The organism is Sphingobacterium hotanense (assembly GCF_008274825.1).
Taxonomy (GTDB): Bacteria; Bacteroidota; Bacteroidia; order Sphingobacteriales; family Sphingobacteriaceae; genus Sphingobacterium; species Sphingobacterium hotanense.
This window is the reverse complement of the sequence record NZ_CP030848.1, coordinates 484,061-508,177: the sequence shown is the minus strand read 5'-3', so window position 1 is coordinate 508,177 and position 24,117 is coordinate 484,061. Positions and strand designations below refer to the sequence as shown.

The following is a 24,117-nucleotide window of genomic DNA, read 5'->3' as shown; positions in this document are numbered from 1 at the left end:
CTATACTACTGCATAACCGTAATCCTCCTTCCTTCTTTTTTAAAGCGAACAGATTTAGTTTTCTCCAGTAACTCCAATACTGGATCTATACTTTCACTACGCGGAATCACGCCGTTGAAGCGTTCCTTAGACACCTGCCCCTCATAATGCACTTCGATATCATACCATCGCTGCAACATTTTCATAACCGACTGGATATCGTCGCTCTTGAAGGAAAAGCTTCCATCGAGCCAGGAAAGCTCCGAATCGGTATCCACATGCTCTTTCCTTAATTTATCTTTCGCTAGAATGCTCTGCTCTCCGGGCGACAATTCGACACCTGCTAAACGCGTATTTTTCGGCTGAACCAAAACAGATCCACTAACCAGCGTCGTTTTCACAGTTTCGTCTTCTGCAAATGCACTCACGCCAAAAGATGTTCCCAGAACCTTGATTTCCTGATTAAGGGTTTTTACATAAAAAGGCCTGTCCTTATTCTTAGAGACCTTAAAAAAAGCTTCGCCATCAAGATGAACTTCTCTTCGATCGTTCGAAAATACTTTCGGACAGGATAGCGTCGATGCCGCATTCAATAAGACTTCCGTTTCATCTTCGAAGACGACCCGAAATTGCTGTCCAATAGGCGTACTCAGCTTGACTCCCGCCCTTACGTCGAAAGACTCTGTAGAGTTTGCAATCGCCGGATAATTCCCATCTAGATAGCGGATAGACATATTGTCGATTCTTATTCCTTGTTGATCTTTATCCATTACCAATGTTTTTCCATCGGATAAGGTTAGCATAATTTGGTTCGCCTCTTTTAAGGCGCTTTCCGTCTTCGCCTGCACATCGTTTTTATCAGTAGGCGAAGTTTTCCAATGTAGGGAGCCTGCAATGACGAGAAGTACTACAGCCGCTGCAACCGACAGCCAAATCGACCTAGTATGACGTTTAGGTTGAGGCAGGCGGTCGTAAATTGTTTCTTTTACAATATCCCAATCGGGCGCATAAGGCAACTCATTCTCCTCCTTTGACAATTGGTTAAACCAGGTTTCCACCATTCGTTTCTGACTGGGAGTGCATTCTCCAGCAAGATATCTATTAAGAAGCTCTTGCAACTCTTCTCTCCTCATTTAGGGTTAGTTTATAATCTCGATTTAATAGTGAGACGTTTTGGTTTAGGAAAGGTGGACATGCCTTTATAAAAACTTTAATCTTTCAAATTACAACTCAGCCGTAAATCGCGTTCTTGAGAAGGCTGGACTGCAGTAGCCCAACAGAAAGAGGCAAATAGTAAATATTGCTAAGAAAGGAGGTGTAATAGAGAAAAAAGAAGAAGAAATTGTATAAACCACGCTCGCAAAAAATGACGTGCACGTGTGATAGTCTTTTTTACGGTATGGATGGTGATGTTGAGCTCGTCCGCGATTTGCGCATGAGGTTGCCCCTCTCTATAACTCATACAAAAAATACGCTGCATTTGCTGGGGTAAGTCTGCTACACCAGCATCGATTAACCTGACGAGCTCATTAAAAGAAACAGTTTCTTCCGTATCGAGGTTCCCTGCAATTGTGTGCTTATTAAACGATTCTAAGTACCGAATTTCAACACCTTGCCGTCGGATGACGTCTAAAGTTCTGTTTCGAACAGCCGCATAGAGATAGGCTTTTAGAGATACTTGAATCTTGCACATACCAGCATCTTCCCATAGTGCAGTAAAAAGGTCTTGAACGATATCCATTGCTTTATCTTCGCTTTTAACAATTTTTAAAGCATGTATAAACAAAACGTTCCAATATCGTTCGTAGATCTCTGTGAAGGCCACGTGATCACCATATTTAACACGAGCGATTAGCTGTGTATCAGTGAAACTACACAATACGGTCATGACAAGTAATTTAGGTTGCTACACACCTTGTCTACACAAGATGGTCAAATATAACAAAACTATTTAATATTTATCTAGTCATTGAAATATAGAAAATGACACCATCTGTAGGTCAACACGAGCACGATCAACTTTTGTCAAAACGGGTAAGAAATGCTTGTATCAGACATCCTAAAATCGGTCCTTAAAAGTCCAATTAACGAGTTTGTGCAACTCACAACTTCTTAAAATTCTAAAAGGAAACAACCAAATCTTCTGTGAGGTGTTTATCTGCTATACATTAGGTATTCACCAATCATATTTCGACATGTTTAGAGACGGAGCACGCAAAAGTTTATGGCAATCTGCAGTAAAAAAGTATGAAGGATCCTTAGGAAGTAGTCAAAGATACGACGTAGTAATTGTCGGCGCTGGACTTACAGGTATTTCAACTGCTTACCGACTTCAAGATCAGGGATTAAAATGTCTTCTTATAGAAGCCAATAATATTGGTTTTGGTACGACGGGAGGCACCACGGCTCACCTAAATGACTTTTTCGACACGAGTTTTGAAGAAGCAATAAACAAGTTTGGGTTAGAAAATGCACGGCTGTTTGCCGAGGCAGGAAAAGAAGCTATGCAAGTCTTCGCTGCGAACGTTTCTTTGCATAACATTGATTGTGATTTTCAACGCAAGGATGCTGAACTTTTCGCTATTGATGACGATCAGGTAAAGGAATTAGCAAAAATTTTCGAAGGTGCGCAAAAAATTGGCTATGAGATGAAGTACACTGAGCATACTCAATTTCCTATTCCCTCCAAAAAGGCTTTGTTAATCCCAGGACAAGCTCAATTCCACCCACTGAAATATATCAATGCCCTGGCCGAGGAATTTTTAAAGACGGGAGGAACTTTTGTAGAAAACTGTCTTTACGAATCCCATAAAGAGACAGGCGACGAAGTCTTACTTTACACTAGTCAAGGTAAAATTCGGAGTTCGCACGTTGTTTTTGCAACCCACACTCCGCCAGGAATCAGTCTATTGCATTTTACAACAGCACCCTATCGAAGCTATGCAATCGCCTTTACATTAAAGAACGGTGACTATCCCCATACGTTGGGTTATGACCTCCATGATCCTTATCACTACTATCGGACTCATATCGTGGATGGAAAAAAAATGATCATTGCTGGCGGAGAGGACCATAAAACAGGCCACACCGACGATGCAGGAGCCTGCTTCGCACGCTTGGAAAATTACTGCCGGAACTTTTTCGACATTGACCGAGTTCACTACGCTTGGTCGAGTCAGTATTTCGAGCCCGCCGATGGTCTCCCTTCGATAGGAATCCTTCCGTCTAGTTCAGGTCGCGCTTTCGTCGCCACAGGATTCAGAGGTAACGGAATGACGTTTGGGACACTTTCCTCCGCCATCCTTACCGATATGATTATGCAGCGACCAAACCGATTTGCAAAACTGTTCGACCCCAATAGATTCAAACCTACGGCAGGCTTCACGACGTTCATCAAGGAAAATGCCAGCGTGATAAAAGACATGATCGGCGACAAAATTACTATGGATCGAATCAGCTCATTGGCCGACGTTCAACCCGGAGAGGCGAAAGTTGTACGACACGAAGGTGCTGCCTACGCCATTTATGCGGAAAGTAGTGGTCAAAGGCATGTTTTGAAAAGCACATGCCCGCATGCAAAGTGTGAAGTACGCTGGAATAACGCAGAACTGTCGTGGGATTGCCCGTGTCATGGCTCTCGCTTTAACGTAAATGGCAAGATGCTCTGTGGACCTTCGACCAAGGGACTTGAGCGCTTGGAATAACCAAACCAAAAGGTGCTACTCGGAGTTTGGAGCATGCGGCGCGATAGGGATTTGCTAGAACGGTCTAGCGAACATGCCGACCGTGTAAGAACCGCTTATTTAGCCCAAAATTGGTTGAAAATGGCCATTTTTTTCGATGCTATTAAGTTGATCCCGCTGGGATAATATTGTCATATTTAACATGTTTACTTTCAATGTGTTAAATTTTATGTTTTTCTAAGGGCACCAGTTAAGGCAGTAATTTGTAAATCTATATAAGAACTCTGAAATCAAAATTACTCATTATTTAAATGAGTTTAAAATATTTCGGAATAATAAGATCAAAGGTTCGAATCCTGCCACCCCGACAAAAGCCACTGATAATCAGTGGCTTTTTCTTTTTTCGGACACATTTCGGACAAATTATATCTGAATATTGATGATTCAATAACCTAAGCAAAGTTAAGTTAAGCTAGAAGAATAACCCTTCTTAAAGAATGATTGGAACATAATGCTTGTTTCTATAGAGCGTGAAAAGTTCATCTTATTCTTATAAAAAATCAAGAGGGCTAGGAGTCTTTTGCTTGTCTATGTCAGTGATATGAGTGTAGATCATAGTCGTTTTTATATTTTCATGACCCAATAACTCTTTTACAATTCGGATATCGATACCTGATTGGATTAAATGTGTGGCATAAGAATGTCGCAATGTATGTACAGAGCCTTCCGACTGAACATTTGCTTTGATCAATGCTTTTTTCAGAATCAACTGTACACTTCGTTCGCTATACTTGCCACCCTTCTCACCTTCGAAGAGGTACTCCTTTGGCTTGAATGCTTGATAATAATGTCTCAAAGTCGCCAGCAATTTGTCTGGTAATGATACAATCCGATCTTTATTGCCTTTGCTTTGATGGATTCTGATAATTCCATCGGAAGATTTTATGTCTTTGATTTTGAGATTCAACAGTTCGCTAAGACGTAGTCCACAACTATAGATTGTCATCAGAATAGCCTTGTGTTTTAGATTTTGAGTGTTATCGAGAATATTTCTTACTTCTTCTTTTGAAAAGAATTTAGGTAATTTAGAAAATGAGCGTTTCGGGTATAAGTAATCCAGTTGGATTTTTTTGTCCAATATCAGTTCGTACATCTTCTTGATTGCGCCCACTAATCCTTTTTGATAGGAAACACTAATTTTCCCATTTTGAACTTTTTCGTTTATAAACGCCTCAATATCTGACAGTGGAATTTCTTCAAGGGAGGGATATTTGCTAACATGTTTAAGAAATATACTAGCGTAATCCTTGTACGATCTAATGGTATTGGCAGCATATCTCTGCATCAGCAATCTCTTTTCGAAGGTTTCAAGTATGATTTCGCTATTCATATCAGGGAAATAGTATTTTATAATATTTTGTTTCGCTATTTGTGCGGTTTTATTTTTTAAATATAAATATATCAATATCTTATGTAGAAAGAAAAGTCAAATAACGAAACACGTATATAGGGTTGGTTAAGCGAAATTTTCCGTATATTCGTTTCGTTAAAACAGATGTTGTTAGCAATCCGCTGCGCTCCTTGCTAACAATGGCTCGGCGACTTACGTCGCTTGCCGTAAGCCGCCGCTTCGCGGACTGCTTACAACAAGCGACTTGGCTAAATAGCTCCGCTTTTGTATCTTCGATACAGCTTCGCTACTTCGCCAATTCGCCGAGCCGTTATGGGCCATTTTTGAATGACAATGCGAATAGATACAGACAAACAAATGAATTTACTTAGTGATAAGAACGTTGCAATAATTGGTGGTGGACCCGTTGGACTGACTATGGCAAAATTATTACAGCAAAACGGCATAGACGTTTCAGTTTACGAAAGAGACAACGACCGAGAGGCAAGAATTTTTGGTGGAACCCTTGACCTACACAAAGGTTCAGGTCAGGAAGCAATGAAAAAAGCGGGATTGTTACAAACTTATTATGACTTAGCCTTACCAATGGGTGTAAATATTGCTGATAAAAAAGGCAATATTTTATCCACAAAAAATGTAAAGCCCGAAAATCGATTTGACAATCCTGAAATAAACAGAAATGACTTAAGGGCTATCTTGTTGAATAGTTTAGAAAACGACACGGTTATTTGGGATAGAAAACTTGTTATGCTTGAACCTGGTAAGAAGAAGTGGACACTAACTTTTGAGAATAAACCGAGTGAAACAGCAGATTTGGTTATTCTTGCCAATGGCGGGATGTCCAAGGTAAGAAAATTTGTTACCGACACGGAAGTTGAAGAAACAGGTACTTTCAATATACAAGCCGATATTCATCAACCAGAGATAAACTGTCCTGGATTTTTTCAGCTATGCAATGGAAACCGGCTAATGGCATCTCACCAAGGTAATTTATTATTTGCTAACCCCAATAATAATGGTGCATTGCATTTTGGAATAAGTTTTAAAACACCTGATGAATGGAAAAACCAAACGCAGGTAGATTTTCAAAACAGAAATAGTGTCGTTGATTTTCTTCTGAAAGAATTTTCCGATTGGGACGAACGCTACAAAGAATTGATTCATACGACGTTGTCATTTGTAGGATTGGCTACACGGATATTTCCTTTAGAAAAGCCTTGGAAAAGCAAGCGCCCATTACCCATAACAATGATTGGGGATGCCGCACATTTGATGCCGCCTTTTGCAGGGCAGGGAGTAAATAGTGGGTTGGTGGATGCCTTGATATTGTCTGATAATCTAGCCGATGGAAAATTTAATAGCATTGAAGAGGCTGTTAAAAATTATGAACAGCAAATGTTTATCTATGGCAAAGAAGCACAAGAAGAATCAACTCAAAACGAAATTGAAATGTTTAAACCCGACTTTACGTTTCAGCAATTGTTAAATGTATAAAATGGAATAAAACGGCACATAACAAACAAATTGGCAATAGAGCCGGTGAAGTACTTCTATTGAACTTTTGTGCAATGTTGAAGATTAGTAATTCTATTCAACATTTGTGCTAAAAGTCGGCTCCATCGCCAATTTGCCAGCCGTTATGGGCCATTTTTGAATGACAATGCGAATAGATACAGACAAACAAATGAATTTACTTAGTGATAAGAACGTTGCAATAATTGGTGGTGGACCCGTTGGACTGACTATGGCAAAATTATTACAGCAAAACGGCATAGACGTTTCAGTTTACGAAAGAGACAACGACCGAGAGGCAAGAATTTTTGGTGGAACCCTTGACCTACACAAAGGTTCAGGTCAGGAAGCAATGAAAAAAGCGGGATTGTTACAAACTTATTATGACTTAGCCTTACCAATGGGTGTAAATATTGCTGATAAAAAAGGCAATATTTTATCCACAAAAAATGTAAAGCCCGAAAATCGATTTGACAATCCTGAAATAAACAGAAATGACTTAAGGGCTATCTTGTTGAATAGTTTAGAAAACGACACGGTTATTTGGGATAGAAAACTTGTTATGCTTGAACCTGGTAAGAAGAAGTGGACACTAACTTTTGAGAATAAACCGAGTGAAACAGCAGATTTGGTTATTCTTGCCAATGGCGGGATGTCCAAGGTAAGAAAATTTGTTACCGACACGGAAGTTGAAGAAACAGGTACTTTCAATATACAAGCCGATATTCATCAACCAGAGATAAACTGTCCTGGATTTTTTCAGCTATGCAATGGAAACCGGCTAATGGCATCTCACCAAGGTAATTTATTATTTGCTAACCCCAATAATAATGGTGCATTGCATTTTGGAATAAGTTTTAAAACACCTGATGAATGGAAAAACCAAACGCAGGTAGATTTTCAAAACAGAAATAGTGTCGTTGATTTTCTTCTGAAAGAATTTTCCGATTGGGACGAACGCTACAAAGAATTGATTCATACGACGTTGTCATTTGTAGGATTGGCTACACGGATATTTCCTTTAGAAAAGCCTTGGAAAAGCAAGCGCCCATTACCCATAACAATGATTGGGGATGCCGCACATTTGATGCCGCCTTTTGCAGGGCAGGGAGTAAATAGTGGGTTGGTGGATGCCTTGATATTGTCTGATAATCTAGCCGATGGAAAATTTAATAGCATTGAAGAGGCTGTTAAAAATTATGAACAGCAAATGTTTATCTATGGCAAAGAAGCACAAGAAGAATCAACTCAAAACGAAATTGAAATGTTTAAACCCGACTTTACGTTTCAGCAATTGTTAAATGTATAAAATGGAATAAAACGGCACATAACAAACAAATTGGCAATAGAGCCGGTGAAGTACTTCTATTGAACTTTTGTGCAATGTTGAAGATTAGTAATTCTATTCAACATTTGTGCTAAAAGTCGGCTCCATCGCCAATTTGCCAGCCGTTATGTGTAATTTTAGCCGCAAACGCAGTTAAAACAAAAAGGCTCCGAATTTCGGAGGGCACTGAAAAAGCCTCAACTTTCTAATGAGACTTAAAGAAATGACTGAGTATAGGTTTTCCCCTACTCGGTCATTTTTGTTCAAAGGGTTTCTGGAAGTTTGTTTTTTATGAGCTTATTGAAGGTTTAAGCGACTAGGACTTGCTATTTGAGTTTTTAGCATTCCATCCAGGCTTTTTTGAGGCAATATCCCACCTTTTTATATCAATTTCAGGATTCTTTTCAGGTTTACGGTGAAGATGGCCATTGCGCCCTGCATTTCCATATTATGGATTCCATAAGCATCAGCTCTGCCATAGCCATGGACATTCTTGAGCTCACTGTTCTTGGCCTCGATCTTATACCTTTGCTTAGACTTGCTTCGATAATAATCGGTTTGCTGGAAAGCCATCTGATCCCTATGGAGTTCGGATTTTATGGAGACTGAATAGGATTTGGTTCTGGCCCCTTGCTTGTAACATCCGTCCCTAAGAGGACAGACCTTACATTTCTTCACATCAAAGTAATAGGTCTCCGTTTGATTTGTACCTTGTTCCTTCTTTCCCTGACGCGCCTTGCGGATGGCCAAATGTCCTGCGGGACAAACAAACATATCCGCATCTTTATTATAGTCAAACTTGTCTTTATCTTTCCTAAAGCCTTGGGTAATGGATGGATTTAATTTAGCGATGATATCAATGTTTTGTTCTTTTGCCAACTGAAGATTTTCTTTTCCCGAATACGCGGCATCACCTATTATTGTATCCACTTGCATTCCATTCTGCTGGCTGATCTCTAATAACCTAGGTAGTTCAGGGCCATCACCTTTTTCGCCTGTAGTAACGACCGCTGCTGTAATGATGCGTTCCTCAGTCATCGCCAGATGTGTTTTATAGCCAAAGAAACTGCTGTCCACTGACTTGTGTCCAAGTCTGGCCTCATCATCCTTAGAGAGCAGATAGTATTCTTTTGTGTCTTCAATGGTTTCCTTCAACAGATTCAGCTTTTCTTTCACAGCCGGTATTTCACTGATAGATTGATCTTCATCAAGGACCCTCTGTAATTCCCTGCAATAAGCAAGCTCTTGATCCAGGTCGTTGGATTCATTCTTTTGTGGTAGATTCCTCTTGTATTCCCCATCAATCTGATATATCGCTTTTCTTAATAGTTTGGAGCGTTCCCTGAGTACTGCCAATGCTGTGTGCGGATTCGATCTGGAAACGGTATGGGTCGCGTCTACGATAATAGACTTTGATTTTATAATGCCTTTTTCAAGAGCAATCATTACCGTCTTATTGATCAACAGGTTCAACAGATCCATATCTTTTAATCGTAGTTTGCGGAATTTGGTAAGCGAACTTGAATTGATCACATCCTCCTCTGGTGCCATTTCAAGAAAATATTTGAAGGACATATCATATCTGGAACGTTCAACGACATCTACATCCGAAACGGTGTAGATCGTTTTTAACAGAAGGTATTTGAACATCTTGATAGGGCTCTCCGCTGTACGGCCATTCGTCTGGCAATACTTAGCCAAAAGCTCGTCATAGATAAAACTGAAATCGATAAGATCGTTGATTTTTCGAAGTAGATTATCTTTTGGTACGATGATATCGTACAATCCTGAATAGGAACTGAACTGTATTTTTTGTTGGGTAGAGAGCATCCTGATGTCCATTAAAGCTTACCTTAAAATACGAAAAAGGGAGCAGAAAACTGCAGTTTTCGACTCCCTTTTTTAACCTTTATTTTCTAAGGGGACTTTTTCAGTGCCCTCGAATTTCGGAACCTTCTTTTTATCATTTCATTTTTCTAAAAAACTTGTACAACAAATCGATTTTATTTGAACAAAGAATTGGCATTGCTTCAAAAAGGGTTTCTTCATCCCATTCCCACCATTTCATTTCCTGCAATTTTTGGATGTCATCATCACTAAATCTCTTTTTTATCAATTTGGCTGGATTTCCCCCTACAATTGAATAAGGTTCAACATCTTTTGTAACCAAAGCACGACTGCCAATAACAGCTCCATCTCCTATCTGAACTCCTGGCATTATCATAGCTTCACTACCAATCCAAACATCATTCCCAACAACTGTATCTCCTGCTTTTTGAAATCCATCTTGGCTTTTACTGAAAACATCAAATTCAGACATATAAAAAAATGGAAAACTGGAAATCCAATCATATTTATGACCTTGATTACCTGCCATTATGAAACTTGCACCGCTCCCTATTGAACAATAAGAACCGATAATTAGTTTATCGACATCATTCCTGTCCGGAAACAGATAACGAGCACAATCGTCAAATGAATGACCGTGATAATAACCAGAATAATAAGAATATTTACCCGAAATTATATTGGGATTAGTTATGTGGTCTTTGATTATTTTTCCTTTAAAAGGACTTTCGAAGTAATTTTTCATTATTTAACATATTTAATTTACAATAAGAGACAATAAGGAAACGAAGAATAATACTAAACTATTCTCTTCCTATACGTTGCGTAAAGTAAATTTGCTAATCTGATAATTTCATCTGACAAAGATACTAAAAAACTACACATAACATCGCATTGGCAAAATGGCGGGTTAAGTTCAAAATTCAACTTTTGTGCTTTTTATTCCGCCGAATGTGTCCCACATTCAGCTTTTTTTTAATAATTTAGCTTCTGTGGAAACACATCGGCTACGTCACTGCTAAATTGAACTTTCGGTTCAATTTATCCGCCACTTCGCCAATGCGTTTCCCGTTAGTGGCAACAAAAACAAACGATAATTAGACAATAAATGAAAAATATTTTATTTGTAGTTTTTATTTCAATGATATTTTTATTTGTTTGCTGTAACACAACAACGAATAAAAACATAATTGAAACAGAAATTTCTGATTTTGACAAAATTTTAGATAGTTTTCAAGTAAATGGTTCAATTCTAATTTATGATAACGACAAGAATACTTTTTACTCAAATGACTTTGATTGGGCTAAAAACGGAAAATTACCTGCATCAACATTCAAAATTCCAAATTCTATAATTGCTGTTGAATTAGGCATTATTGAAAATGATACAACTATTTTAAAATGGAATGGCGAGCAGAGAAAAATGGATATTTGGGAAAAAGATTTATCATTTAAAGATGCTTTTAGAATTTCCTGTGTTCCTTGCTATCAGGAAATTGCAAGGAAAATCGGAACAATTAAAATGAAAGAATATTTAGAAAAATTTGAGTATAAAAATATGATTTTTGACAGTTTAACGATTGACAATTTTTGGCTTGAAGGAAATTCAAAAATATCTCAAAAACAACAAATCGACTTTTTAAGGAAATTCTATTTTTCAAAATTTCCAATTTCTGATAGGACAATAAAGATTGTCAAAAATATTATGGAAATTGAGCGAACTGAAAATTACATTTTAAGCGGTAAGACTGGATTAAGTTCGATAGAAGAAAAATATAATGGTTGGTTTGTTGGTTATGTTGAAACAAAATCTAATGTTTATTTTTTTGCAACAAATGTAATTCCGACAGACGGATTGAATGTTGATGATTTTATTTCATCGAGAATTAATGTAACAAAAAATGCGTTAAAGCAAATGAATATAATGAAATGATAAATGCCACTAACATATGGTAGCCGATAATTGCCGGCTTTCGTGCCAACTTGATACTTTGGTGCTTTTAACGAACCGAAGTGCTAAATTGATACGAAAGTGCTGTAAATCCGGCAACTACGGCTACCATTTTTCGTTATCGGCAATGCTTGGACGACCAGTCAACATCAAACTGACCGACAAGAAATTGACAACGAAAATTCACTAAAACGACATTTCATGACAATTCATTTCAAAGAAACTATTAAACCAATAAATTTGAAGGAATGCTAATTTCATTAATAAGTGCAATAGAAAAAAACAATGCAATTGGTTTAAACAATAGCTTACTATGGCATTTGCCTGAGGACTTGAAGTATTTTAAAACTAAAACCTTAGGACATTTTGTGCTGATGGGAAGAAAGACGTATCAGTCGTTAGGAAAAAAATTGAAGGATAGAAAGATTATTGTTGTAACAAGAGACAGTAAATTCCAAGATAGTGAATGCGTAATTGTAAACTCAATTGATGAAGGTTTAGAATATGCAAAGCAAAACGGAGAGGCTGAACTTTTTATCTGTGGTGGCGAAGAAATTTATACTCAATTGATAATTATTGCTGACAGACTTTATATAACACATGTAAATTGTGAACTAAAAGGCGACACCTTTTTTCCCCACTTTCAACTTAGTGAGTGGACAATTATGAATTCCATTTTTAGAGAGTCAGACAATAAACATCAATACTCATTTAAAATTGTAGAATATGAAAGAACATCGTCAAGAAAATAATCACATTGAAAAAGGCTTGTGCAGACTTGAACGATATAAATTCGGACAGAAAATAGCACATGCCGATAACATGGGTTTGGCAAAAGTGGGGCTTTAGTGCTAGGCTGAACATTTGTACTTTCTATTAGCTTTTGTGCTAAATTTGTACTTTATTACTTTCTAAACCCCACCTTCACCAAACCCCGAACCGTTGTTAGCAATCCGCTGCGCTCCTTGCTAACAATGGCTCGGCGACTTACGTCGCTTGCCGTAAGCCGCCGCTTCGCGGACTGCTTACAACAAGCGACTTGGCTAAATAGCTCCGCTTTTGTATCTTCGATACAGCTTCGCTACTTCGCCAATTCGCCGAGCCATTAGCGGGCATTGTAGAGCGACACCCATCCCTGACAGACAAACCAAAATCAACTATCCTTAAATTTTGAATCAAACATTTTAGGTAACTACCAAAAAAATATATTATCTTTGTTGTCAAGATAAATGGTTAACAAGATTTATGCCTGTCAAAGAAAAAATCATCAACTTAAGGAAATTGAGCCAACTTTATGCCTACACATCTATTCAAATGCACGAAAGCATTGGTAGAAAAATTGGACTGACTGGCACTGACCATAAATATTTAGGTTTCTTAATTCAAAAAGGTCAAATGACAGCAGGTGAACTTGCCCTACTTACAGGGTTAACAACAGGTTCGGTTACAGGGCTAATAGACCGGTTTGAAAACAAAAAACTCGTAAAAAGACAGCCCGACAAAACTGACAGGCGGAAAATAATCATAGTTCCCAATATTGATAGAATAACAAAGTTGGTTACACCATTTTATAGTAACTACCAAAACAAAACACACGACCTTTTTGTGTCATTCAATAGTGATGAATTAAACATTTTAGAAAAATACTTCCACAAAGCATTGGAGTTGATGAATAAAGAAATTGAAAAAGTAAACGAGAAACAATAAGAAATAACTATGAACACAACCAAAATAGAAGATAAAGCCGTACTTCATATTCCTACACCGTTTGCTCAAACCTATTTTCACGGAACAAAGGCTGACTTGAAAATTGGCGATTTCATTCAAGTAGGTTTCAACAGTAATTATGAAGAAAACAGAATATTAAAGCATATTTATGTTTCGGCTACACTGAATACTGCAATATTAGGAGCAGAACTTGCTTTGGGCAACGGACGTGAAAGGATTTATTTAGTAGAAGCAACAGGCGACATAGAAGATGACCCCAACGTAACGGACAAAAAATTTCCTGGTAATCCCACAAAATCCTATCGTTCGAAACATCCTTTTAAAGTTGTTGGAGAAGTAACCGGTTGGCACGGACATACCCTTGAAGAGATTAAAGCTATGAAAGATGGACTGGAAAAACTTAGAGAACAAGGGAAGAATGTTATTATAGACTAATGAATAAACAATTATTATTTGACATAGAACAACGACCCGCTAACATGGTATTTGCAATAGCACGACTGACGGAAGTAATTGAACATTTGTACTACTATCAACTTTTGTGCATATTTTCGGCTGACGGTTTTCAAATGCCGTGCCATCGCAAATACCCAAACCGTTGTTAGCAATCCGCTGCGCTCCTTGCTAACAATGGCTCGGCGACTTACGTCGCTTGCCGTAAGCCGCCGCTTCGCGGACTGCTTACAACAAGCGACTTGGCTAAATAGCTCCGCTTTTGTATCTTCGATACAGCTTCGCTACTTCGCCAATTCGCCGAGCCATTGGCGGTAATTTGAAGAAACAATTAACAACGAAAAACATTCAAGAAAATGAAGCTATAAGTAACTGTAAGATAGAATAAGAATTGAAATATCCTTTAATACGCAAAGTAGAAAGGGCGATTGTTAATATTAAAAAATTAGAAAATGACACAGCTACAAATGATTGACAAAACAAAGTCAATAGCTCAAAATGATAAAAATATTTCTGCCGTATTTATGTACGGGTCATTTACCAAAAATGAAGGGGACAAATATTCAGATATTGAATTCTACATCTTCTTGAAGGATAAAGAAAAATTTTCCGCTGAAAATTGGGTAAGCCAAATTCATCCTTTGGCATTATATTTTACCAACGAGTTTGGAAGTGAAGTTGCCATTTTTGAAAATATGATAAGGGGGGAGTTTCATTTTTTGACAAACGACCAAATGGAAGTTATCAAATCGTGGGACGGATCGGTAGAGTTTAGCGACTTTGACAAGATGATTTTAGTAGATAAAGAAGATTTATTGACTAACACGCTCAAAGAAATAAAAACTAAAGTACCTGATCGAACAACAAATGAAAATATCCTGTGGTTGAGCCAATCGTTGTTGAATGTTTTACTTACAACAAGCAACTTAATTAAACGACAGGAATTTGCTCACGCTTACCAAAGCTTATCAAATGTTCAAAAATATTTACTTTGGTTAATAAGAATTGAAACATACCAAACCAAACATTGGGAAAGTCCAACAAAAAACTTGGAAAAAGACATAGATCCAGATTGGTATTCGTTATTTCAGCAGACAACATCAGAATTAGATCCGACAGATATTAAAACAGCTTTCAAGAAGACATTAACATTGACTGAAAAACTTTTTGATAATCTTGGAGTTGAAGCAAAATTAAAGGGGGTATTAAGGAGAATTGAATAAATAAACTACCGCCAACATTGTATAAGCGTAATGCGGGCGAAGTGGCTAAAATTTAGTATTTTGCCATCTATCAAAGTTCGTGTTGGCGGACAGTGTATTGCTCCGAAAACCCGCACTACGCTTATACTTGACCGTTGTTAGCAATCCGCTGCGCTCCTTGCTAACAATGGCTCGGCGACTTACGTCGCTTGCCGTAAGCCGCCGCTTCGCGGACTGCTTACAACAAGCGACTTGGCTAAATAGCTCCGCTTTTGTATCTTCGATACAGCTTCGCTACTTCGCCAATTCGCCGAGCCATTGTACGACATAGTAAAACCGAACCAAACAAAATGAAAGTCAGAGAAGAAAAGTTAAGAACAATTATAGAATGGTCGGAGAAAAACGAAGATGTAAGAGTTCTTCTTCTGACAAGTTCACTTGTAAATCCTTTAGCACTTGTTGACGAATTTAGTGATTTAGACATTGAATTTGTTTTTGAGGATAATACAAATTACATTTCAGACAAAAGCTGGACGCTTAAATTCGGAAATCCAATTGCTATGATTGAAGAAGACGAAAGTTGTTTTAACCATAAACACGCAATGAAAATGCTACTTTATGAAGACGGTGTGAAAGTAGATTTTAAACTTTACAGCAAATCAAAATTTATAAAGGAAACGCAAGAGAAAGAATTACCAGAAGATTGGGATATTGGTTATAAAATTTTAATTGATAAAGATGGTATTACAAAGCAAATGCTGAAACCAACTTATCAAATTTCCATTATCAAAAAACCGTCTGAAAAAGAGTTTCAAAATCTAATAAACGATTTTTGGTGGGACACAACTTACGTGGCAAAGTGTCTTGTGAGAGATGAAATATTCTATGCGAAATTTATGTCGGAAACCGTTATTCGCACAGAATATTTAATTCCTTTAATTGAATGGCACATTGCAAGTGAACACAATTGGAACATAACGACCAATAAATATGGACGACTTTTCAAAAAGTATCTTAACCAGGAAATGTGGGCTAAAACAGAACAAACATTTTCAGGGAGCGATATAAAGGAAAATTGGACTGCTCTATTTTCAATGACTGATTTAGTTTCAGAAATAGGAACTGAATTGTCAAAAAAATTAGAGTACAAATACCCGGATAAATTAGAAAATGACATACGAAAATATTTAGCTGGACTAAAACCCAAAACATAACTACGTCGTACAACATCGTATTGGCAATAGGCGGGCTGAACGGCTTCGTATCAACGGAAGTGCAAAATTCAACTTCTGTTCTTCGATTAAAGTTCAGTGCTAAAAATCCCGCCCATCGCCAATACGCGGCACGTTAGCAATCCGCTGCGCTCCTTGCTAACAATGGCTCGGCGACTTACGTCGCTTGCCGTAAGCCGCCGCTTCGCGGACTGCTTACAACAAGCGACTTGGCTAAATAGCTCCGCTTTTGTATCTTCGATACAGCTTCGCTACTTCGCCAATTCGCCGAGCCATTATGCGGCAGCTTAAAAGACGACACCAAACCAAAAAAATCATCTTGACAACCACCCGACTTTGAACTACGAAGGATGAAATTTTTCAGGGACAACTTCCAGCATTTCCAAAAAACAGTTTACCCATTGACTTGGAGACAAACAAACAATTTGAGCATTAAGGTTTAAACCGAATTTTTCCGAAATTGACCTGACCTGACTTTTCCTGAAAATCGACTTTAAAGCTGTTTTTACAGATAAATCAGGTTTCTCTAACAGACAGGAAATAAATGCTAAGTATTTGGCTTTAAACTTAAAATCAAAAAATAAGTGTTTTCTTTTAATGTTTAACAGGGCTGATTTGACAGTTGGCGGTGGCAAGAAACTTTCAGGACCTACCTCATAGACAAGTTTCAAATCAAAAAAAGTATGATAGAAAACGGTATATGGATTGTAAAGCTTCCTCGAAAATAACTTTTGTGTAGGTTCTAACTGAAGGACAATGGAACCTCCCAGAAAATTTCCAAGACTCTCAAACATCAGGATTTTGAAAATATCGGAAGTAATGCCATAAGGAATATTTGACACCACTTTGAAAGGAAATTTCGGAACTGCAAAATTCCTAAAATCACAACCGACAACTTGAACATTTCGGGCATCAGAAAATAATTTTCGTAAATGTTCAACCAAAGCTGTGTCGTTTTCAATAGCAACAACATTGTTGGCGATTTTTAGTAAATGAACAGTAAGAAACCCCTTGCCTGCCCCAATATCTAAAACCGTATCCTGATTACTTATATTTGCTTGTCTTATTGCATCTTTTATTAGCACTTTATCAATAGTAAAGTGCTGACCCGTAAAACGAACGGGCAATTTCTTTTTTGTCATTAGTAACTTCTTACAGGTGAATACTTGAATTCAAATCACAGAGAAGTGAATAGACAGTATTACCCGACAGAGCAACTACGACAAAGCAATGCCATCAAAAAAAATGACAGCACACACAAAGCATAGACTGATTGTCTTGCCCTAAAAGATTGATTGGAATTTATTCAGGACTGCCTATCACTTAGATAGAAGTCCAAGGTCTGCTGAAATACATAATTCAAAAATTGAAATTGCTTGACTGCAAATTTAGTAACTTTGCTTGACAAATTAACGAGAAAGAAGAGAAAATGAAAGCCGACCGCATAACATCACCTATACGCAAGCAGGGGGTTCGTGCTTCGTAAGACAGGAAAGTGGTAAATTTGAAGTTCAGTTCTTCGTAGGAAGTTCAGTGGTTAAAATCCCTGCCTGCGTATAGCTGAGAAACGTTGTATGCCATGCTGAAAAAGCCAACGCGCAAATAGGCACATTTGGTTTTTGCCGACCCACAAGCCAAACGCAAAAAAACCAAAAGAGCCTATTTTTTTGCCCACGCTCGGACAGACTAACAAGGAAACGAATGATATTTATATTGAAAAATGAGATAATAGAAATATTTGGGCTATTTTAGCAGCTTAAATTTATGCGGAAATGAACCGAATAAAGGAAGTACTTGAAGAGAAAGGAATTAAGCAAACTTGGTTGGCTGACAAGCTTGGAAAAAGTTACAACATGGTGAACGGCTATGTTAAAAACCGACAACAACCAAGACTTGAAGTATTGACAGAGATTGCAAATATTCTTGATGTGGATATCAAGGAGTTAATTGTTTCCACTAAGAAATAAGTATGGCAGATGTACACGACAAGGCAACCCGTAGCTACAACATGAGCAGAATTAAGGGAACTGACACAAAGCCAGAAATGCTTTTGAGGAAGTATCTCCATGCGCACGGCATAAGATACAGACTGCACAACAAAAACTTGCCAGGAAAACCCGATTTAACGCTTGCTAAATATCATACAGTAATTTTTGTGAACGGTTGTTTCTGGCATGGACATAAAGGATGCAAGTATTTTGTGTTGCCTAAAACAAGAACTGAATGGTGGCGGGATAAAATTGAAGAAACAATAAAAAGGGACATCAAAGCAATGAAGGATTTGAAAGAAAGCGGATGGAACTCAACAGTCATTTGGGAATGTGAGTTAAAACCGGAGAAAAGAAATACAACGCTTGAAAATATTTTGTTTACAATAACTAAAGAAGCTAAAAACTAAATGGCCAAAAAGAAAAAGGAATTCAGATTCATTGACCTGTTTGCCGGAATTGGAGGATTTCATATCGCCATGCATGAGAATGGTGGCAGATGTGTTTTCGCTTCAGAGATTGACAAATTTGCCCGCCAAACTTATGAACATAACTTCATTAAAATTTCCCCAGAGATTTTTGAAAACGGAAATTTTAATGAAGACATAACCGACCCAAAACTTGATTATTCTAAGATTCCTGATTTTGATATTTTATGTGCGGGCTTTCCATGCCAGCCATTTTCACATGCAGGCTTAAAAAAAGGATTTGATGACACAAGAGGAACCTTGTTTTTCAATATCAAAGAAATTGTCAAGTCTAAAATTGAAGCAAACAAACTCAATAAAAAAGTTTCAATACCTAAAATTCTTCTTTTAGAAAATGTCAAAGGTTTTAAAAACCATGACAAGGGTAACACATTCAAAGTTATAAAGCGAACTCTAAACGAATTGGGATATGAAGTTGCCGCTGAAGTTCTGAACAGTAAACACTTTGGCGTTCCTCAAAACAGAGAAAGAATTTTCATAGTAGCATGGTACAAAGATGCAATAAAAAAGACTGACTTTAAATTTCCATTTGGGCTAACCGAAGACAATGAAGTAATTTTTGAAAAAGAGAAACGAGACGAGGAAGCAAAAAGAATTTTCGTTGGTGATATTCTCTTAAAGGATAAAGAATTGGAAAAACTTGAGAAAAAGTATAAGAAGACATATACAATTTCAGAAAAGCTTTGGTCAGGACATAAACGAAGAAGAATTGAACATGCAGAAAAAGGTAATGGCTTTGGCTATTCACTTTTTAATGCCAAATCGCCCTATACAAGTACCATTTCAGCAAGGTACTATAAAGACGGTAGTGAAATTCTCATAGAACAAACAGGAAATAACGGAAGAGCGGACAGACCAAGAAAGCTTCATCCATTTGAGGCAGCCAGGCTGCAAGGCTATCCTATAGATAGTTGGTATGAAATACCCGTTTCGGACAACCAAGCTTACAAACAGTTTGGGAATAGTGTTTCTGTTCCTGTTGTAAAAACTCTCGCAAAAGAAATCATAAGTCAACTTTTATCAATATGACACTTAAAGAATATTTGGAAAGCAAAAATTCCTCATCGTCATTCACTGCAACACAAAGTGATGTTGGAGGAAATATTACGTTTAGTAATTCCGGTAAAAGAGGAACCGTAAAAGAATTTACACTTGGTCTTGATTCTTTTATCACAATCATTAAAGATATTAAGTCGAATATTAATTCCTTTAGGGCTCATAAAAACTATATTGAAAAGGAATGGAGAGACTTAGGTAGTGAATTTTATTCAGATGGACCTGCAAATGCAATGTCCACAGTTCAAACTAAACCATTGTTTACGACAATTAGTAAAATTATTGCTTGGGCCAATTCACCTAAACTAGAAAATATTGATACAGATCAATATATGGAAATAGAAGATGGTCCTCTTGAAAATGCATTTGATAAACTAAACAAATTAGCACAACTATATTTACCAAAAGAAGAATCTGCAAATTCAACAACCCAACAAGAAAATGTTGCCTATAAAGACAAATCAATAAGAGAATTCGCAAAGTATATTTTTACATATTTCTTTGGAAATGATTGGCATGAAATACTTGATTCCACAAAACAAAATGCATCTGTAATAAATGGAGTTAATTTCATTTCGCATGATTTTGACATATTCAAAAGACTAATTGGCGAATTTTCGTCATTACAAACTAAAGAATCTCTTACATCTTCAAACACTATTCGATATTTTGAGGAACCTATTCTTATTGAAAGCAATAAGTTCTATTATTTTACAACTCAATGGAATGGCGAAGGTGACTATAGCCTTTCTTTTTCTAATTTAAAATTCTTTTTTGAGAAGAAATATCCGGAATTTCGCATTAAAAGAAAAGATGGAATTTACTATCTGATAAAACTTGAAAATGTACCCAATGTAAAGTTTGTTATTGAAAATTTCCTTACTGAACTTGAATTTTCCGGATTAAGTTATTCAAACAAATTAATCACAAGATTTACAGCCTCTCTTCTCACCAAACCTTTCGTCATCCTAACTGGTCTTTCCGGTTCCGGTAAAACTAAACTGGCACAGGCTTTTGTGCAGTGGATTTGTCAGGATGAAAGTCAGTATCGAATTATCCCTGTGGGTGCCGACTGGACCAACCGTGAACCTTTGCTGGGTTATCCCAATGCACTGAAGTCTGAAGAATATGTGAAGCCCGATAGTGGAGTACTTGACTTAATTATTCAGGCCAACAATCAGCCCGACCTGCCGCATTTTCTGATCTTGGACGAAATGAATCTGAGCCATGTAGAACGGTATTTTGCCGACTTTCTGAGTGTAATGGAATCAAAGGAAGAAATTCCGTTGTATGCTGAAGGAACGGTACAAAACGGTGTTCCAGCAAAATTGAAGGTTCCTTCCAATCTGTTCATCATCGGCACCGTGAACATTGATGAAACTACAAACATGTTCAGCCCTAAGGTGCTCGACAGAGCCAATACCATTGAGTTCAGGGTTACGCAGGATGAAATGAAAAACTTTCTCAGCAATATCAGAGACATTAACATGGATGCCCTTACCGGCAAAGGAGCCGGTATGGCTAAGAACTTTCTGGAAATGACTGCAAGCAGAGAATTTGCAACCGCTGATATTACCGAAATCAATGCGGCTTTGGTTCAGTTCTTTGGCGAGTTAAAGAAAACCGGAGCAGAATTTGGCTACCGCAGTGCAACAGAAATTCTGCGTTTGATTCATCAGCTTACTGTTTTGGATAATACGCTTACAACCAATCAAAAGATTGATGTTGCTATCATACAGAAGCTATTGCCCAAGCTGCACGGTTCACGCAGAAAGTTGTGTCCGGTATTGGAAACGTTGGGCTCATTTTGCATAGCCGGTGATGTCAAAATCATTAAAGATGTTTTTGAAAACGCTGACTTTGATTTCAATGGCGCAAATGTGCTTTATCCGCTTTCCCTTGAAAAAATAACACGCATGTATCGGGGAGCAATTGATAACGGTTTTGCCAGTTTTGCTGAAGCGTAATAAATGAAGTCAGTATCAAACATAGAAATCAAACTTGATTCCATTCAGGAAGGTTTACGGCTCTGGATAGATGCCCGCAGGCCTGATTCGTTGTTTGATGCAGAAGAAAACTCTAGTGAGCATAATGAAGCCCGATTTCAACTGGTCGAAGGTTGTTACTATGATTTTCAAATCAGCGACCCTGATTTTATTTTGGGTGATGTTGGCGAAAACATCATACAACAGCACAAGAGAACCAAAAATCTAGGAACAATTTCTCCAAATATTTTCGTAGGAACCCTTTCGATTCCATTATTGGAAAAAGAATCCAATCAGGAATGCTGCAAAGTCGAATTAGAGGTTCAATCAATAAAATCAGGTTATCGCGATGATTACCGCGATATGCTGGAACTGATTACCGAAAAATGTACGGACCTTTTGTTGCAGGCAAATTCACCGGTTTCGCAACATTTTGAAATTGATTACATCAAAGACAGTCAGACACTTTATCAGAAATTTGCCTTCATTAAGTCAGTAATTGGAACTGACGAGTTTGCCGAAGCTATTCACCGAATTGTGACTGCACCCGTAACAAAATGGACAGAAACCACGGAAGAAAAAGACATTCGCAACGCAAGAAGATTTTCAAACACCAACATTAAAGAAATACTGAAAGGCAGCAAGCGAACTAAGTTGCCTGAAAGTCATTATTTGAGAAGCTATGGCATTGGTACATTGCCGGAACGAATCACAACCATCAGAAAAACAGATTCAGTTGATACTCCTGAGAATCGTTTCATAAAACATGCGCTTGAAAACTTCCTGAAATTTTGCACAGACATAAACAACAAGGCAAAAGAGTTCAGACACAAGAAAATGGAAAACGAGTCAGAATTATTGATTCGTGAACTGGAAGGTCAATTGCATCATACTCTTTTCAAAGACATTTCAAGACCAACAACATTAAAGCTGAACAGTCCGGTGTTGCAGCGAAAAGAAGGTTACCGTGAAGTATTGCGTGTATGGCTCATGTTTGACCTTGCAGCCAAACTTATCTGGAAAGGCGGTGATGATATTTACAGCGGAGGGAAAAAAGATATTGCCACACTTTATGAATATTGGCTATTTTTCAAACTGCTCGATTTGTTTCAATCCATCTTTGATATAGAACCCAAAGACATTTCAGACTTAATAAAAGAAACGCCTGACGGTTTGAATCTGCAAATTAAGCAGGGCAAATTTACTGCACTTCGTGGCGTTTATGACTCAGGAAGTAGAAAACTGAATATTCGTTTTAATTACAACCGCTCATTCAGCGGAAAGAAAACTTATCCCGATTCAGGCAGCTGGACAACCACGTTACGACCTGACTATACACTTTCGTTCTGGCCTTTTGGAATTTCAGAAACCGAAGCGGAAAAACAGGAACTCATAGTTCACGTTCATTTTGATGCGAAATACAAAATTGCCAATCTGACCGATTTTCTGGAGCGGAACACAGACAACGACCTTGACGAAGAAAAAGCAGAAAACAGAAAAGGCATATACAAAAATGCAGACCTGCTTAAGATGCACGCGTACAAAGATGCTATCAGAAGAACAGGTGGTGCTTATGTTTTATACCCTGGTGACAAATCCATCAACCAAAAAGGATTTCATGAAATTATACCGGGACTTGGAGCATTTCCTGTAAAACCATCTAAAACAGACAGTGGTATCGGAGAACTGAAAACATTTATTCTTGAAATAATTGAACACTTCATAAACCGTGCATCACAGAGGGAAAAAATTGCTTACAGAACTTTTGACATCTATAAAAATCCGCCTGAATCAGAAAATGTTGTAAAAGAACCACTACCGGAACCTTACAACACCAACAGAGACTTAATACCGGACGATACTTTTATTTTGGTGGGTTATTACAACTCACCGGAACAATACAACTGGATTCAACAAAAAGGACTATATAATTTCAGAATGGGTTCAGGAACAGGGTCTCTCATACTTGACAAAGAAACGGTAAGTTCAAAATACTTATTACTTCACACTATAGGTGACACGGACTCCGGTGACTTATGGAAGATTGTCAGCAAAGGACCAAAAGTTTATTCCAAGGCCGACTTAATCAGAAAAGGTTATCCTTCTCCATCACAGGATAACTATCTCGTTATTCAAATAGAACCTGTGACTGACAGTGAATTTGAGAACGTCAGTTGGAATTTCAGAAACCTGGAAAATTATTCGACAGGCAGAGCATCAGCATTTCCGTTTACAACAAGTCTGACAGAACTAATGAAAAATAAAATCAGATAA

At 37.7% G+C, this 24,117-nt stretch carries 20 protein-coding genes; 14 read left to right on the top strand and 6 right to left on the bottom strand.

The window, feature by feature from the left end; all coding sequences use genetic code 11:
* Positions 1-5: 5 nt before the first annotated feature.
* Both DSM08_RS02070 and DSM08_RS02065 read right to left on the bottom strand, forming a co-directional pair.
* Complete coding sequence (locus tag DSM08_RS02070; RefSeq protein WP_149524583.1) at positions 6-1,112, bottom strand: FecR family protein; 1,107 nt, start codon at positions 1,110-1,112, stop codon at positions 6-8.
* A gap of 170 nt (positions 1,113-1,282) precedes the next feature.
* Positions 1,283-1,867: an RNA polymerase sigma factor gene (locus tag DSM08_RS02065; protein WP_149524582.1), complete on the bottom strand. Its 585-nt coding sequence runs from the start codon at positions 1,865-1,867 to the stop codon at positions 1,283-1,285.
* Positions 1,868-2,072: 205 nt separating this feature from the next.
* On the opposite strand from DSM08_RS02065, the gene DSM08_RS02060 reads away from it, so the two are divergent.
* Positions 2,073-3,683 (top strand): FAD-dependent oxidoreductase, encoded by a 1,611-nt coding sequence (locus DSM08_RS02060; protein WP_149524581.1) that lies wholly within the window; start codon positions 2,073-2,075, stop codon positions 3,681-3,683.
* A 529-nt stretch (positions 3,684-4,212) separates the two neighbouring features.
* Here DSM08_RS02060 and DSM08_RS02055 read toward each other — a convergent pair.
* Positions 4,213-5,052: a tyrosine-type recombinase/integrase gene (locus DSM08_RS02055; RefSeq protein WP_149524580.1), complete on the bottom strand. Its 840-nt coding sequence runs from the start codon at positions 5,050-5,052 to the stop codon at positions 4,213-4,215.
* Between the two features lie 348 nt (positions 5,053-5,400).
* Here DSM08_RS02055 and tet(X) (DSM08_RS02050) point away from each other — a divergent pair, with 348 nt between their 5' ends.
* Together tet(X) (DSM08_RS02050) and tet(X) (DSM08_RS02045) are read left to right on the top strand one after the other, a co-directional pair.
* On the top strand, positions 5,401-6,567 hold the full coding sequence (gene tet(X) / locus DSM08_RS02050) for a tetracycline-inactivating monooxygenase Tet(X) (protein WP_005783159.1): 1,167 nt from the start codon (positions 5,401-5,403) through the stop codon (positions 6,565-6,567).
* Between the two features lie 160 nt (positions 6,568-6,727).
* The gene (gene tet(X) / locus DSM08_RS02045) at positions 6,728-7,894 is read left to right on the top strand and encodes a tetracycline-inactivating monooxygenase Tet(X) (protein WP_005783159.1); all 1,167 of its coding nucleotides are present in this window, start codon (positions 6,728-6,730) and stop codon (positions 7,892-7,894) included.
* 399 nt (positions 7,895-8,293) lie between these two features.
* Here tet(X) (DSM08_RS02045) and DSM08_RS02040 read toward each other — a convergent pair whose 3' ends face one another.
* Complete coding sequence (locus DSM08_RS02040) at positions 8,294-9,742, bottom strand: IS1182 family transposase (protein ID WP_149527614.1); 1,449 nt, start codon at positions 9,740-9,742, stop codon at positions 8,294-8,296.
* 133 nt (positions 9,743-9,875) lie between these two features.
* On the bottom strand, positions 9,876-10,505 hold the full coding sequence (gene catB / locus DSM08_RS02035) for a type B chloramphenicol O-acetyltransferase (protein WP_010256763.1): 630 nt from the start codon (positions 10,503-10,505) through the stop codon (positions 9,876-9,878).
* 363 nt (positions 10,506-10,868) lie between these two features.
* Here catB and DSM08_RS02030 point away from each other — a divergent pair, with 363 nt between their 5' ends.
* The 6 genes from DSM08_RS02030 to DSM08_RS02000 all read left to right on the top strand — a co-directional run bounded on the left by DSM08_RS02030 (position 10,869) and on the right by DSM08_RS02000 (position 16,308).
* Entirely contained in the window at positions 10,869-11,693 is an 825-nt protein-coding gene (locus DSM08_RS02030; protein ID WP_004295324.1) for a class D beta-lactamase OXA-347, read from the top strand.
* Between the two features lie 266 nt (positions 11,694-11,959).
* Positions 11,960-12,463, top strand: a complete 504-nt coding sequence (locus DSM08_RS02020) for a dihydrofolate reductase (RefSeq protein WP_126731990.1) — start codon at positions 11,960-11,962, stop codon at positions 12,461-12,463.
* Between the two features lie 493 nt (positions 12,464-12,956).
* Complete coding sequence (locus tag DSM08_RS02015) at positions 12,957-13,418, top strand: MarR family winged helix-turn-helix transcriptional regulator (RefSeq protein WP_010257559.1); 462 nt, start codon at positions 12,957-12,959, stop codon at positions 13,416-13,418.
* Between the two features lie 9 nt (positions 13,419-13,427).
* Entirely contained in the window at positions 13,428-13,874 is a 447-nt protein-coding gene (gene arr, locus DSM08_RS02010; protein ID WP_010257556.1) for an NAD(+)--rifampin ADP-ribosyltransferase, read from the top strand.
* 470 nt (positions 13,875-14,344) lie between these two features.
* Positions 14,345-15,115 (top strand): lincosamide nucleotidyltransferase Lnu(I), encoded by a 771-nt coding sequence (gene lnu(I), locus DSM08_RS02005; RefSeq protein WP_149524578.1) that lies wholly within the window; start codon positions 14,345-14,347, stop codon positions 15,113-15,115.
* 329 nt (positions 15,116-15,444) lie between these two features.
* Positions 15,445-16,308: an aminoglycoside 6-adenylyltransferase AadS gene (locus DSM08_RS02000; RefSeq protein WP_003013318.1), complete on the top strand. Its 864-nt coding sequence runs from the start codon at positions 15,445-15,447 to the stop codon at positions 16,306-16,308.
* Between the two features lie 359 nt (positions 16,309-16,667).
* On the opposite strand, the gene erm(F) is transcribed toward DSM08_RS02000, so the two are convergent.
* Positions 16,668-17,468, bottom strand: a complete 801-nt coding sequence (gene erm(F), locus DSM08_RS01995) for a 23S rRNA (adenine(2058)-N(6))-methyltransferase Erm(F) (RefSeq protein WP_015431539.1) — start codon at positions 17,466-17,468, stop codon at positions 16,668-16,670.
* A gap of 630 nt (positions 17,469-18,098) precedes the next feature.
* Here erm(F) and DSM08_RS01990 point away from each other — a divergent pair.
* From DSM08_RS01990 to DSM08_RS01970, 5 genes are read left to right on the top strand one after another with little or no spacing between them, the layout of a single operon-like run.
* Positions 18,099-18,293 (top strand): helix-turn-helix domain-containing protein, encoded by a 195-nt coding sequence (locus DSM08_RS01990; protein WP_149524577.1) that lies wholly within the window; start codon positions 18,099-18,101, stop codon positions 18,291-18,293.
* A 2-nt stretch (positions 18,294-18,295) separates the two neighbouring features.
* Complete coding sequence (locus tag DSM08_RS01985) at positions 18,296-18,724, top strand: very short patch repair endonuclease (protein ID WP_149524576.1); 429 nt, start codon at positions 18,296-18,298, stop codon at positions 18,722-18,724.
* Complete coding sequence (dcm, locus tag DSM08_RS01980) at positions 18,725-19,831, top strand: DNA (cytosine-5-)-methyltransferase (protein WP_149524575.1); 1,107 nt, start codon at positions 18,725-18,727, stop codon at positions 19,829-19,831.
* The gene (locus DSM08_RS01975) at positions 19,828-21,825 is read left to right on the top strand and encodes an McrB family protein (protein ID WP_149524574.1); all 1,998 of its coding nucleotides are present in this window, start codon (positions 19,828-19,830) and stop codon (positions 21,823-21,825) included. Before dcm ends, DSM08_RS01975 begins: the two co-directional genes overlap by 4 nt.
* A gap of 3 nt (positions 21,826-21,828) precedes the next feature.
* Positions 21,829-24,117, top strand: a complete 2,289-nt coding sequence (locus tag DSM08_RS01970; RefSeq protein WP_149524573.1) for a DUF2357 domain-containing protein — start codon at positions 21,829-21,831, stop codon at positions 24,115-24,117.